The organism is Paenibacillus sp. FSL R5-0923, from assembly GCF_038009145.1.
In the GTDB taxonomy this organism is placed as follows: Bacteria; Bacillota; Bacilli; order Paenibacillales; family Paenibacillaceae; genus Paenibacillus_AQ.
The window spans coordinates 1,694,842-1,708,382 of the sequence record NZ_JBBPAT010000001.1; the positions used below are offsets into that span (position 1 = coordinate 1,694,842).

Here is a 13,541-nt window from a genome sequence, read left to right on the forward strand (position 1 = left end):
TATGGCAGGATGGGAGAGACTTCAGGAGACGGTTCAGTTTGAATTGGTTCAGCGTGGAGAAGAAGGCTGCAAGATTGAAGGCTTCGCGGATAAACTAGCCGCTGCAGGTGCCGATGAGATTAAGCTGATGCAAGTATACAACGAGTTGATGGAGCTCACGGTTGCTGAGGACTTTCCTTATGAAGAGCCGTCTTCACTGGAGGAGATTCGTCGTCTTCGTCCAGAAGGTCCACGTAAGCTTGAGGCTGACTGGAGCGAAGCAGAATGGAGAGATAAGTTCTACGGAGCTTGGCTAGGTAGAAGCGTCGGTTGCGCACTTGGAAAACCACTGGAGTATTGGGACTACCTCTACGGTAAAGATGGACGTCCGGGCTGGGAGAATATTGAGCTGTGGTTCCGTGGTGCCGATGCATGGCCTATTACTGGCTATACGCCTGGGCATTCACGGGCAGAGGCAGAATATGGTCTTGGTTTAAGTGATTGGACGTATGCGAGTACCAGCGAGACTATTAAGTTTATGGAGAGCGATGATGATATTCGTTACACGGTTCTAGGCCTTATGTTGCTGGAGCAAAAGGGACTGAACTGGGATTCTTGGGATATTGGGAAGCTCTGGCATAAACATCTGACATACGCCCAGGTATGTACGGCAGAGACACAGTCGTATATGAATTTTGCGCAGGAAACCTCTCATCTGCATGGTGAGAAGCCTGCGGATTGGCTGGCGCGGCAGGAAAGAGTGCGGATGCACTTAAATCCATACCGGGAGTGGATTGGTGCGGCTATACGCGCAGATGGACTGGCTTATGGTGCAGCAGGCCATCCTGAGCTTGCAGCGGAGTTAGGCTGGCGCGATGCTTCTTTTTCACATGTGAAGAACGGAATCTATGGTGAGATGTTTAATGCGGCGATGATTTCGGCTGCTTTTGCTGAAAAAGATAACGAGCGTATTCTTGAGATTGGTCTTAGTGAGATCCCTAGTACTAGTCGCCTGGCAAGTGACGTTCTACGAGGTATAGATATTGCGCAGAAGGCCAAAAGTGAGCGTGAGTTGGTAAGTAAGATTTGGGATACATTCAGCCACTATGATGCGGTGCACACCAATAATAATGCTGCTCTTGTAGCTGCTTCGCTGGTCTATGGCGGGAATGATTTTGAAAAAGCGGTCGTTACATCCGTTTACGGAGGAATGGATACAGACTGTAATGGTGCTACAGTGGGTTCTATTATGGGAGCGAAGCTTGGAGCAAGTGTGTTGCCGGCTTCGTGGATTGAACCGCTCCATGATACGCTATATGCGGATCTACCTGGTTTTCATCCGATAACGATTTCGGAATGCGCGGAGCGCAGCTATCAGGTCTTCTTGAAGATTCGAGGAGAGCTTGGCGAAAAGTCTTAGATCAAGGATTACGAAAAGAATGAAAGGATGTCTTAAGCTATCGAGCTTAGACATCCTTTTTTTCGTGGCGATCTAGTTCTTGAAATAGATGTAACAGCGGGTTTAGGAGTTAGGTAACAGGAGAATCCTGATTTGAAGAGGGATTAAGCTCAGTCATTTATTGGGAGATAAGCACGTGAAAATAGTCCGATATAATGGGCTTTTATTCTTTAATCCTTTTAATCTGATATATTACTAAAATAAAAATGATGACACAGAACATAAAATGCCTTATTATTTAAAGAGATTTTTAGTAAAACAGTTTTTAAATAATTATAGTACAAACCTTGGCTTAGAAGGTTTCAGAATAAACGGAAAGGAAGGGGGAGTTTGCAATCCTATCGCTGAGTCGGGTGAGTAAAGGATTCAAGCTGAAGGACGGCACATATCAGGCGGTAGATGATGTATCGCTTGATGTGAAGAAGGGATCGATTCACGGGATTATTGGTGAAAGCGGGGCAGGGAAATCCACGCTGCTACGATTGATTAATCTGCTGGAAAAGCCGGATCAAGGGACAGTTACCGTAGAAGGGCATAATTTAACCGAAATGCCGAGTAAACAGCTACGGAAAGCTAGGGAAAAGATTGGGATGATTTTTCAGCAATTTAATCTGGTCAATAACGTCACGGTAAGCCGCAACATTTCGATCCCTCTGGAACTGGCAGGGGTGCCGAAGCGTGAACGGATGAAGCGGGTGAAGGAATGTCTCGATTTTGTCGGATTGGCTGATAAGGCAGAGCAATATCCCGCACAGCTAAGTGGAGGACAGCGACAACGTGTGGCGATCGCCCGGGCGCTTTCGAACAGTCCAGGACTATTGCTATGTGACGAACCAACATCCTCACTAGATCCAGGAACAACTGCGGATATTCTAGACGTCCTGAAGCATATTAATGGGGGCCTTGGGGTTACGGTAGTGATTGTTACGCATGAGATGGATGTTGTCAAAAGCATATGCACTCACGTATCGGTGATGGAAAATGGTCGAATCGTAGATTCATTCTCACGCCAAGATGGTGATTTCCGGCCTGCTGCAGTCCGTACTGGCTCTTACCGGGATCAAATTCTGGGTAAAGCGGGGGAAACGCATGTTTGATAGTGTACTTCAATATCAGGCACAGATGTGGGAATCGATCGGAGAAACTTTTATAATGGTCGGTATTTCTGTTGGTGCCGCACTGCTGCTGGGGCTTCCGCTCGGGACGTTGTTGTTTTTTTGCCGAAAAGGACAGCTCTATGAGAATAAAACATTGTCACTGGTACTCAACAGCATCGTAAATATTATCCGTTCATTTCCATTCCTGCTGCTTGTGGTTGCACTCATTCCGGTCACTCGTTTCCTCGTCGGAACTGCGATTGGAACAATGGCTGCCACGGTTCCGTTATCCATTGTTGCCATTGCTTATTACTCTCGTCTGGTGGAGCAGTCTTTGCTGGAGGTTCCTAAAGGAGTCATAGAAGCGGCGTTGTCTATGGGAGCGTCGAAGCTGGGGTTGATCTTTAAGTTTCTGTATGTAGAGGCTCGTTCGGGTCTAGTGCTCGGACTTACTACCTCCACCATTAGTTTTATCTCTTACTCGACCGTAATGGGGGTTGTTGGAGGGGGCGGGGTTGGAGATTTCGCGATCCGTTACGGATATCAGCGTTTTGAGACTGAAGTGATGATCTATGCGATTGTTGTGATGATTGTATTGGTTCAGTTGGTTCAATTCACAGGAGGTACGATCTCACGGCTGTTAGATAAGCGTTAATCGTTCAACCCGTACATCAAATTTTGTAATACAAAATGATTGAATATATAAACTGGGGGTTAGTTGTAGTAATGAAAAAATCAATGATAGTTGTGCTTATGTTAATGGTATTGGTCGTAGCGGGTTGTGGCTCTAATAAAGCAGCCGAGAACAATTCTGCAAAAGGTAGCGATGAGCTAACGAAATTAAAGATTGCTACTTTGATTCCACCAATGACGGAAATTCTGGATATTGTGAAGCCACTTCTGAAGGAAGATGGCATTGATCTTGAAATCGTTGTGCTGTCTGACAATGTACAGCCTAATGAGGCTTTGGCGAATAAAGAGGTAGATGCTAACTTTTTTCAACACGTTCCTTATATGAAGCAGTTTAATGAAAGCAAAGGCTCCAATCTAGTAGAGGTACAGCCTGTCTACGACGCTATTTACGGTGGATACTCCAAGCGTTACAAGAATGTTGCGGATCTGCCGGAAGGCGCAACACTAGTAATGGCTAATGACCCTTCAAATATCGGCCGTTCTTTACAAATGTTCGCTGCAGCTGATTTGATTAAGCTAAAAGAAGGTGTAGGCATTAAGGCTACACAAGCAGACATTACTGAGAATCCAAAAAACTTTAAGTTTGAGGAAGTGGATCTATTGATGTTGGCCCGTATGCTGGATGATGGAGATCTAGTGGCAATGACTCCGGCTTATGCCAGCCCGCTTGGATTGACACCAAAGAAAGATGCACTGATTACTGAAGGCGCGGATTCTGAATTCACGATCACCTTGGTTGCGCGTGAAGACAACAAGGACTCTGATGCGATCCAGAAGCTAGCTAAACGGATTAGCGGACCAGAAGTGAAGAAGTTCCTTGAAGATAACTATGCGGATATTGCGTTGCCTGCTTTTAAATAAGCTTAAATAGTTAGATTAGTAATTCAACGAGACTTGTCCATTATGGGCAAGTCTTTTTTTACATATCAGAAAGTATGTATTGGGAGGCCCCGCTTTGTGGGGATATTTTGGTGTGTCACTAGAATGTAAGAACTGCTCTATATAATGGGTTGTAGAATAACAAAGCGGAATGGAGATGGGAAATATGTCTGTACTCAGTGCAATTAATCTCACAAAACATTACGGTAAGGGTACTAACCTGGTCAAGGCACTGGATGGTATTAACGTAAAGGTACACAACGGTGAATTTATAGCGATTGTCGGGACTTCAGGAAGTGGCAAATCAACGCTCTTACATATGCTAGGCGGGCTTGATCGGGCGACAGAGGGTCAGGTGATCATAGATGGTAAAAATATTTTTGGGATGAAGGATGATGAGTTGACGGTATTTAGAAGAAGAAAGATCGGATTTGTGTTTCAGAACTATAATCTAGTGCCGATTCTTAATGTATACGAGAATATTGTGTTGCCCATAGAGCTGGATGGAAACAAAATAGACAAGGATTTCGTGGATCATATTGTGAATACGTTAGGTCTTTCGCAAAAATTGGACAACCTCCCTGGTCAGCTTTCAGGCGGTCAGCAGCAAAGGGTAGCCATCGCACGGGCCTTGGCAGCTAAACCTTCCATTATCCTAGCAGATGAACCTACAGGGAACTTGGACAGCATCACTAGCCAGGAGGTCATTGGATTACTCAAAGTAACAAGCAGACAGTTTAATCAGACGATTCTAATGATTACTCATAATGAAGAGATTGCTCAGCTTGCAGACCGGACCATCCGGATAGAGGACGGTAAAATTACTGGAGGGGCATTGTGATGATGTTTCCAAACAGTAATAAGCCCGTTGTTAAAAAGCTGACGAGCAGAAGCCTGAAAGCCAATCGGACCCGAAATCGTTTTGTGATTCTGGCCATCGTGCTTACTACCTGGCTCATTACTTCTTTTTTTAGTATTGGACTGAGCAACTATAAGACCTTCGAAATGCAGCAATTGAAAATAAACGGAACCATGGCTGATGTCTACTTAACCTCCCCGTCAGAACAACAAATGAACAAGTTAAAGGAACTCTCCTATATTAAGACCATCGGACTCCAGTCCAGAGTAGGTAATGTGATCAATACGCCAGAAATAGGAGATCTTAATTTAGCTCTGCTCTGGTATGACTCTACAGAATGGACAGAGATGCGTAAGCCAGTGATCGATGGTCTAAAGGGAACTTATCCAGATAAGGAAAATGAAATCGCCGTTCCTTTATGGATATTACAGTCAATGGGGATGGATGATCCACAGATTGGTATGAGCTTGCCGTTAACTTACTCTTTTACCCGTGATGGGGTGAAATCTCAGCAAAGTAGCAATTTCGTACTAAGTGGATGGTTTACCGATTACAGTCATGTTCGTACCGGAAATTCTGGAGCTATGCTGGTATCGGGGGCTTTTGCTACAGCTCATGGCGTAGATCTTAAGAATCCCAAAAATGCCACTATTCTATTTAATGAGAAAAATACGGATGGACTTATCTCACGTTTGCAACAGGATATTCCTTTGGGAAAAAATCAAAAGCTTGAACCTGTCTCTAACCAATCGTCTACCTCTTCGGATAGAACAGCAACTTTGATTGGTTACGCTGGAATTATATTATTTGTTATGTTGAGCGGATATTTATTGATTTATAATGTGCTTTATATTTCTGTCTCACGGGATACAAGGTTCTACGGTCTGCTTAGAACGCTAGGAACTACACAACGGCAGATTAAAAAAATAGTTAGGGCACAGGCTTCACGGTTAGCACTTATCGCTATCCCACTGGGACTTGCCGCAGGAGCTGTGACTTCCTTCGTAATGGTGCCGCTGGCTATGAGTACAATGGATTTGGATACGGGCGTGGTGATTTCTTTTCACCCGTTAATCTTTATTGGAGCTGCATTGTTTGCTTGGATGACCACCATGTTTAGCGCTATCAAACCTGCCTCTATCGCTGGCAAAGTTTCTCCAATAGAAGCGGTGAGATATACAGGGACGATGGTTAAAGCTAAGACGAAGCGGGGAACTGGCGGATCTAAGCTGCACCGACTGGCTTGGCGTAATATTTTTAGAGTGAAAAAACGGGCGATGGTTGTGTTTCTCTCTTTATTTCTGGGACTGACAACTTTTCTGGTGATCAATACACTTGTGCTTAGTATGAGTACAGATCATTTTATTGCTGAATACATGGATAACGATTTCACGCTGTCCAATCAAACGATGTCCTTTGGATTTGAGGGGGAAGAGAAAGCCAAGATTACAGGGGATATGATCAAGGAAATTCAGGATATAAAGGGAGTAAAAGAGGTCTTTAAAGCTTATACTGGGATAGGTCAGATCAAGTATGATCCTGAGGTGTTCAGTAAGTATGTGGATGAATTCGCAAAATCATATCACACAGATCGCCCTACCGATGATCAATTGGCTGAGCCTCAAAGCATGTTCTCAATGACCCATGTTATTGGGGTAGATGCAGATCAGGTTAAGAAGATGGAAGAAAAATTAGGAATCACTGTGGATATGGAACGTTTTGAAAAGGGTGAGATTGCCTTGCTGGACAATTTTAATCTCGGAGGTATTAAGATTGGAGATAACTTTCAAATTAGTCCTATAAATAGCGATGCAGCACAATCTTTCGAAATTGGAGGGCTTGCTGATTTCAGCTCTCTAGGGTCGTCACACTTTGTAGCTCCGAATGTATACATTAGCCATACTGCTATGGAGAAACTCATGAATGACCCACTTATAAGTAAAGTATATATTAATGCAGACCCAAAAGACTGGAAGCCGATTACCGATCAATTGGAAGGACTCATCGGCGGAGATGGTGAGCTGAAGCTGGAGTCGAAGCTGTATATGGAAAAGTTCATGGAATCGGCTAAGCTAACCTTTTACATTATGGGTGGCGGAATTGCGCTCATTCTAGCGCTGATTGGAATTTTGAATTACGTTAATATTATGTATACAGGGGTTGTAGCTCGGAAGCTGGAGTTCGCAGTGATGGAGAGTATCGGGATGACCTCTAAGCAGATGAGAAAGCTGTTGCTGTTTGAAGGGGCAGGTTATGCGATCATATCGACACTGCTAATCTCAACAATAGGCACATTAATCAGTTACGGTGCTTATAGCCTGTTCAGCCAAGAGGCTACTTATGCAGTATTTAGCTTCCCAACCCTTCCGCTTTCTATTGCGATTGTACTCGTTTTTGCGGTTTGCCTGAGTGTTCCGCTTATTGCTTATAAGCAAATCAAAAAGGACAGCATTGTGGAACGTCTGCGGCAAATGGAATAGAGCTAATTAATTAACAGCGTAGCCTTCCTCTGCTTGTTACAATGATAAGTATAGAGGTGAGTTTAATGACAACCATTCTAATTGTAGAGGATGACCGTCTCTTAAACGAGGGGCTGAAGTTCATGCTTGAAAAAGAAAACTATAATATTATTCAGGCCTATTCTTTTCAGGAGGCGGCTTCTAGAATTCAGGATCAGACCATCAGTCTGGTCCTTTTGGACATTAACCTCCCAGATGGGAGTGGTCTTGCACTGTGCCAGGAAATTCGGCGAACGAGTTCCATTCCGGTTATATTTCTAACTGCCAACGATACTGAGCAGGATATGGTAGCTGGATTTGGGCTAGGAGCTGATGATTATATTGCGAAGCCATTTAGCATGGTCGTACTTTTGCAGCGTGTTAAGGCTGTTCTTCGACGAACAGGCACTGATGGTGGCTCAGAGCTGTTTCAATACAAGGACATTACAATTAACTCAGCCAAAATGAAGGTTTACAAATATGGACAAGAGATAAAACTAACCACCAATGAGTATCGTCTCCTTGCTATCTTAACCGAGAATAGCGGTCAGGTTCTAACTCGGAGGTTAATGCTGGAGAAGCTATGGGATATAGAAGGTAATTTCGTGGATGAGAATACGCTAAGCGTAAATATTCGTAGGCTTCGGGCCAAAATTGAGGATGACCCTAAAGATTGTCAATACATTAAAACTGTATTCGGTATTGGCTACACATGGGGAGAGTAAGGATGAAGAACCCTTTTAGAAAAATTATTTGGAGCTCGTTCACCCTTTTGGCAGTAGTCGTTGTGTTGTTTGTATCTATGCTTATCTATTATATGCCTGAGAAGCATGTAGTTATTGGATGCGTGGTGTTTATTAGCATGATGGCTCTGCTGTTTATAAGTTTTGTGCTCGCGCTTCGTAAAGAAATGCTAAACACGCTATCTTCATTGTCGGGATTGATTCAAAATCTTATCAATGGACAAATGACTCAGATGTTCCCGGTGCAGGAGGATACACTCCTCTCTAAATTACAGCATCAGGTTATTCAATTATCTGAGCTGTTGTCTTCGCAGAAGCAGCGCTACCGTGAAGAGAGTCAAGAAGTCAAAACATTGATCTCTGATATCTCTCATCAACTGAAGACCCCTTTAGCCAATTTAGGGATGTATAACAGTCTTCTTATGGATGAAGGGCTCCCCGCTGAAACACGCAGTGAATTTACTCGCCATATGGGTAGTCAGATTGAGAAGCTGTCTTGGCTTATGGAGAATCTGATCAAGTTATCACGGCTCGAATCCGGTATTATAGAGCTTCATGCTGCGGAGAAGCATAATCTTGAGAATACTGTGCTGTCAGCCATCAAACAGGCATTTCCAGCAGCCGAGCAAAAGAATATAGAGATCTTACTGGAAATGGATCAGGAGATTACGCTGCAACATGATCCCAAGTGGACGGGAGAAGCTATCTATAACATCATCGATAATGCTCTGAAATATACGCTCGGGTCCTGCAGTGTTAGAATTACGATTCGCAGATATGATCTTTTTGCAAGGATTGATATTGCTGATGGTGGAATAGGAATTCCTGTCGCTGAGATGAATGACATTTTCAAACGATTTTACCGAGGAGCGGGATGTAATGGAACAGAAGGTGTTGGCATAGGCCTTTATTTAGCCCGTAAAATTGTGACCGAGCAGGGTGGATATATAAAAGTGAGATCGGAGTTAAGTAAAGGAAGTGTTTTTTCTATATTTTTGCCGTTACGCTGATTCTGAAGGTACTCGAAGCTTAGCCCCTAAATTGGGGGTTTTTCTCATTAAAGTCGCTATTTCATTGAGGAAAAGTGCTTTGCTAGCCCTATAGTGGTCTGCAGTCGCACAGCTACCTCGACTAAGGTCCAGTACCAAAAACCGTCGTTGGTCTGTTTTGAAAGTCTGCGAATTGCTCTAGAATAAGGCTATAAGGTTAAGGACAACGAAAGGCGGTGAGAAAATAATGCAAAGAAGACAAGGAAACGGATTGGCGGTTGTGCTGATTGTGATTGGTGCGGTAATGCTGCTCGGTTTAGCGCTTCCTCTGATTCACGGTATTTTCAGACTACTGTTCCCAGTATTGCTGGTTGTTCTCGGGTACTATGGGATTAAGAGTGGACGCAAGGTTATCGGTTGGGTACTAATGTTCATTGGTGTCATGTCCCTGATCGCGAAGCTTTCCTGGATCATCGGACCACTTCTAGGTGTGGCGTTGATCGTATGGGGAGTGTCAGCTTTAAAGGGTAGAAGAAATGGTACTTATTAAGAAGGATTGTACTTAAACAAGAAGCAGGGAGGGAGCAGGAGATTATGAGTGTTTTTCGTCGCATGAGGGATATTACAGTAGCTAATCTAAATGAACGTCTAGAGCAAAGCCAAGATCCTGTGAAGCTAATTGATCAATTTCTACATTCAACTCGCGAGGAAATCAGTGAAGCTGAAAGATTGTATCAGCAATACGCTTCCCATACGAAGCAATTGCAACAGCAAGTGAACCAAGCGACTGCCATGAGAAATAAACGTGAGGAACAGGCGTTACTCGCATTAAAGGCAGGAGAAGATCATCTTGCAAAGCTGGCTTTGCAAGAAAAGATCATTCACGAGGAAAAGTTGGAGCAGTACAGCGGGCTACTAGAACAAAGTAAGCAATCCTTGTTTGAACTTGAGGGACAGCTGAATGAGCTGAAAATAGAGTATCAGACAGTTTATAGCAAACGTCAGTATTACGCAGCACGTATGGAGTCGCTGAGACTGCAACAACGCATGAACCAAAGAGCAAGTGCTTATGGTAACGGCGGTGATGTTCCTAAAATGTTCGGACGTCTGGAAGATCGGATGTCAGATTGGGAATTAGAAGCGAAGAGCTTGCGTGATGTGCGTCGCATGGGACAGGAATATGCGGTGCAAGCAGGTGAGACTGTAGCAACCGTACTCGAAAGAGAAATGGCTCGCTTAAAGGAGAAACTGAACAATGGTGGAAAGGAGTAGCGCTATGAGTCGATTATATCGTTCAACTAGAGATAAAGTGATGACGGGTCTTGCAGGTGGATTATCTGAGACACTCGGTATTGATTCCACGCTATTCCGGATTCTGTTACTGGTCAGCATTCCGTTTACAGGAGGTGCCGTGATTCCAGTGTACTTCATTGCAGCGCTGGTCATTCCGAAGGAGCCTACGCATTATAATCCTTTCGGACCAGGCCCTGGTGCACCGGGTGGCCCATTCGATGGTCCTTACTCAGGTAGACCGGAACATGGACACGGACCGCATGCTAATGGCGGACATGGACCTTATGGACGCCAACCTAACTACAATCCTAATTTTGAGAAGAACAACGCATATTCAGCTCCGGATTCCGGTTTGGATGCGATGATGAAGGATATCGAGAAAAAGGCTTTACAAAAAGAAGTAGAAGAACTCAAACAAAAACTGTCTAAATATGAGAAAGGGGAATTGTAAATCATGGGAGTATTTCAAAGAATTAAAGATATGACTAAGGCGTCGGTAAATGACTTGTTGGATAAGGTAGAGGACCCAATCGTAATGCTTAACCAATATCTGCGCGATATGGAGGCTGAAATCCACGAAGCGGAAGTTACAGTTGCCAAGCAAATGGCGAACGAACGCCGCATGAAACAACGCGTGGAAGAAGCAGCAAAAATGTCCGCACAACGTGGAGCACAAGCTGAATTGGCACTGAAAAATGGCCAAGAAGAAGTGACTCGCAAGCTGTTGGAAGAAAAAATCTACTTCGATCAAAAACAAGCGGAATACAGCGATCTTCATGCTCAAGCTGAAGTGCAAGCGAAGGAATTGGTTGGGCAGCTGCATGATATGAAGGATGAATTCTACAAGCTGCGCAACAAGCGTAACGAGCTCGTATCCCGTGCTCAAATGGCTAAAGCGAAGAAACAAATGACGCAAATCAGCAGCGTACATTCCATCGAAAGTGGCAGTGCGTCACTCGGATTCCACCGGATGGAAGAGAAGATTATGCAGCTTGAAGCAGAAGCAGATGTAATGCGTGCACCTTACAGCCCATCCGCTGCCTACACTAAACCAGTCGATGTTGAGAAGCAACTGAAAGTGGATGAGCAACTGGCTGCACTGAGAAGCAAGCTGAATGATACACCGGCTGCTCCTTCTTTAAACAAAAAAGAAGAATAAATCCTGTTCCTAAAACTTAAGTAGATATGATATGCTGGACAAGAAGAAGCCATACGGTATGGATCTCCATACCGATATGGCTTTTGTAGCGGCTGGCTATAATATATTGATGGTTGTAGTTTTGCTTACAAAGTTAGTTTTGCTACGCAAAACTTTTGGGAGGTGCGAAATGGATAAACGAAACCGTTTGATTGCCATCGGACTGATCGGTGTTGGCTGCATGATGATTTTTGGTAGATGGCTCGGCTTTTTCTCCATTGTCGCGCTTCTATTCCTGTTCCTAGGGGTCTACCGCACGACGTCAGGAAAAGTGAAGCAGGGTTATAAGCTGCTCGGGATTGGCGCTATATTACTTTTGCTGGATCATTTGGTGCTCGTGCTGGGGATTTGTTTGATTTCATTGGGGATGTTTTTTACTAAATCCAAAAGAGTTCAGCGTAAGGAAGGGTTTATGCAGAAGCAAAACTTTTCGTCTAGATTTGACTGGGATCGCTCACCCTGGGTGATGCATAGCCTCAGCTCATGGCATATCCTTGGAGAGGCCGATCTTGATCTTTCACTGGCTATGGCGGAGCAAAAGGAAACGGTTATGCTGTTTCAAGGAATCTTTGGTGATATGGACATTCAATTGTCAGATGATTATGGTGTAGAAATAGAAGCCTTTGTGCTTTTTGGATCGATTGAATTCGGTAATGGGCGCGACACTGGTATGCTAAACCGTCTGAATTGGAAGTCCCCTAACTATGAGAGCAGTGAATATAAGGTAAAGTTTAGTGTGTCTTATTTGATGGGAGATTTGGATGTGCGATTATCCTGATTAGTTTGATACAGAAGGGAGGGTCCCCGTATGGATAAAAAGAACAAAAATATGATGTCACGCAGTATGGGTGAGGGGGCTCTGTTCTCTTTTGTCATGCTGCTTGTGATATTGTACACCATGTATACATATGGCTATTTAAAGCCTTTTGAAAGCTGGATGATTGGATTACGCACGGCATTTACTCTAATTCTGCTGCCCATGGGGTTCGGGGTTGGCTTTGGTTTCTATCAGAGCTTCCGAGTAAAGCGAAAGTTGGAACGCCTGAGAGAAACTCTCGTATTGTGGGAGAAGGGAAACTTAACGCTATCTATGCCTGACTTGGGTGACGATGAGCTGGGAAGGCTCGGAGAACAATTAGGCCGAATTAGTGGAAAATGGGAAAACCAAGTGACAACACTGCAGCGATTGTCTACAAATAACGCGAAGCTCGCGGAGCAAGCACGAGTATCTGCTATTATGGAAGAGCGCCAGCGGCTTGCGCGTGAATTGCATGATGCAGTCTCACAGCAGTTGTTCGCGATCTCTATGACCGCCACGGCTGTAGGCCGGACGCTGGAGAAGGATTTTGACAAGGCGCAACGGCAAATTGCACTTATCGAAGAAATGTCTGCTGTAGCCCAATCAGAGATGAGAGCACTATTGCTTCATTTAAGACCTGTTTATTTGGAAGGTAAGGGATTAGAGCAGGGGCTGCAGGAGTTGATCAAGGAACTTAAGGTTAAGGTTCCGATTGAAATCGTGTTTGAGATGGACCCTGATGTACAATTGCTAAAAGGGGTAGAGAATCACTTATTCCGTATTGTGCAGGAGGCAATCTCCAATACGCTTCGTCATGCGAAAGCAGAAAAGATGGAAATCAGGCTGCATCGGCGAGGGGATACGGTTCGTTTGACGCTCCGTGATGATGGGATTGGTTTTGAATTGGATGATAGTAAACAAACTTCCTACGGTTTGTCGAATATGCAGGAGCGGATGAATGAAATCGGAGGTTCCATTCAGTTTATTACCGCTCCGGGTAAAGGAATGCGGATTGAAATTACCGTTCCGTTAGTCAATGAATAATAGGAGGAAAG

14 protein-coding genes are annotated in these 13,541 nt (G+C 44.2%); all 14 read left to right on the forward strand.

All coding sequences use genetic code 11. The features are described from left to right. Window position 1: 1 nt before the first annotated feature. Window positions 2-1,399, forward strand: coding sequence for an ADP-ribosylglycohydrolase family protein (locus tag MKX35_RS07685; RefSeq protein ID WP_076285324.1), 1,398 nt, complete (start codon window positions 2-4; stop codon window positions 1,397-1,399). A 374-nt stretch (window positions 1,400-1,773) separates the two neighbouring features. Next, the gene (locus MKX35_RS07690) at window positions 1,774-2,535 is read left to right on the forward strand and encodes a methionine ABC transporter ATP-binding protein (protein ID WP_076285323.1); all 762 of its coding nucleotides are present in this window, start codon (window positions 1,774-1,776) and stop codon (window positions 2,533-2,535) included. Further along, the gene (locus MKX35_RS07695) at window positions 2,528-3,190 is read left to right on the forward strand and encodes a methionine ABC transporter permease (protein WP_042191779.1); all 663 of its coding nucleotides are present in this window, start codon (window positions 2,528-2,530) and stop codon (window positions 3,188-3,190) included. Before MKX35_RS07690 ends, MKX35_RS07695 begins: the two co-directional genes overlap by 8 nt. 71 nt (window positions 3,191-3,261) lie before the next feature. After that, complete coding sequence (locus MKX35_RS07700; protein WP_042191777.1) at window positions 3,262-4,089, forward strand: MetQ/NlpA family ABC transporter substrate-binding protein; 828 nt, start codon at window positions 3,262-3,264, stop codon at window positions 4,087-4,089. A 184-nt stretch (window positions 4,090-4,273) separates the two neighbouring features. Further along, window positions 4,274-4,948: an ABC transporter ATP-binding protein gene (locus MKX35_RS07705; RefSeq protein WP_076285322.1), complete on the forward strand. Its 675-nt coding sequence runs from the start codon at window positions 4,274-4,276 to the stop codon at window positions 4,946-4,948. Continuing rightward, window positions 4,948-7,446 (forward strand): ABC transporter permease, encoded by a 2,499-nt coding sequence (locus MKX35_RS07710; RefSeq protein WP_076285321.1) that lies wholly within the window; start codon window positions 4,948-4,950, stop codon window positions 7,444-7,446. Before MKX35_RS07705 ends, MKX35_RS07710 begins: the two co-directional genes overlap by 1 nt. Window positions 7,447-7,511: 65 nt before the next feature. Beyond that, complete coding sequence (locus tag MKX35_RS07715) at window positions 7,512-8,189, forward strand: response regulator transcription factor (protein WP_076285320.1); 678 nt, start codon at window positions 7,512-7,514, stop codon at window positions 8,187-8,189. Window positions 8,190-8,191: 2 nt separating this feature from the next. Then, window positions 8,192-9,217 carry a sensor histidine kinase gene (locus MKX35_RS07720; protein WP_076300394.1) on the forward strand — a complete coding sequence of 342 codons (1,026 nt, stop codon included), beginning with the start codon at window positions 8,192-8,194 and terminating at the stop codon, window positions 9,215-9,217. A 226-nt stretch (window positions 9,218-9,443) separates the two neighbouring features. Beyond that, a complete protein-coding gene (locus MKX35_RS07725) occupies window positions 9,444-9,746 on the forward strand; it encodes a LiaF transmembrane domain-containing protein (protein WP_076285318.1) in 303 nt (100 codons plus the stop codon). Between the two features lie 44 nt (window positions 9,747-9,790). Further along, window positions 9,791-10,468 (forward strand): PspA/IM30 family protein, encoded by a 678-nt coding sequence (locus tag MKX35_RS07730; protein ID WP_042130994.1) that lies wholly within the window; start codon window positions 9,791-9,793, stop codon window positions 10,466-10,468. A 4-nt stretch (window positions 10,469-10,472) separates the two neighbouring features. After that, window positions 10,473-10,940 carry a PspC domain-containing protein gene (locus MKX35_RS07735; protein ID WP_042194525.1) on the forward strand — a complete coding sequence of 156 codons (468 nt, stop codon included), beginning with the start codon at window positions 10,473-10,475 and terminating at the stop codon, window positions 10,938-10,940. 3 nt (window positions 10,941-10,943) lie between these two features. Continuing rightward, the gene (locus MKX35_RS07740) at window positions 10,944-11,648 is read left to right on the forward strand and encodes a PspA/IM30 family protein (protein ID WP_042191765.1); all 705 of its coding nucleotides are present in this window, start codon (window positions 10,944-10,946) and stop codon (window positions 11,646-11,648) included. Between the two features lie 169 nt (window positions 11,649-11,817). Further along, complete coding sequence (gene liaF / locus MKX35_RS07745; RefSeq protein ID WP_042191763.1) at window positions 11,818-12,465, forward strand: cell wall-active antibiotics response protein LiaF; 648 nt, start codon at window positions 11,818-11,820, stop codon at window positions 12,463-12,465. A gap of 30 nt (window positions 12,466-12,495) precedes the next feature. Beyond that, the gene (locus MKX35_RS07750) at window positions 12,496-13,530 is read left to right on the forward strand and encodes a sensor histidine kinase (RefSeq protein ID WP_042191761.1); all 1,035 of its coding nucleotides are present in this window, start codon (window positions 12,496-12,498) and stop codon (window positions 13,528-13,530) included. Window positions 13,531-13,541 lie beyond the last annotated feature (11 nt).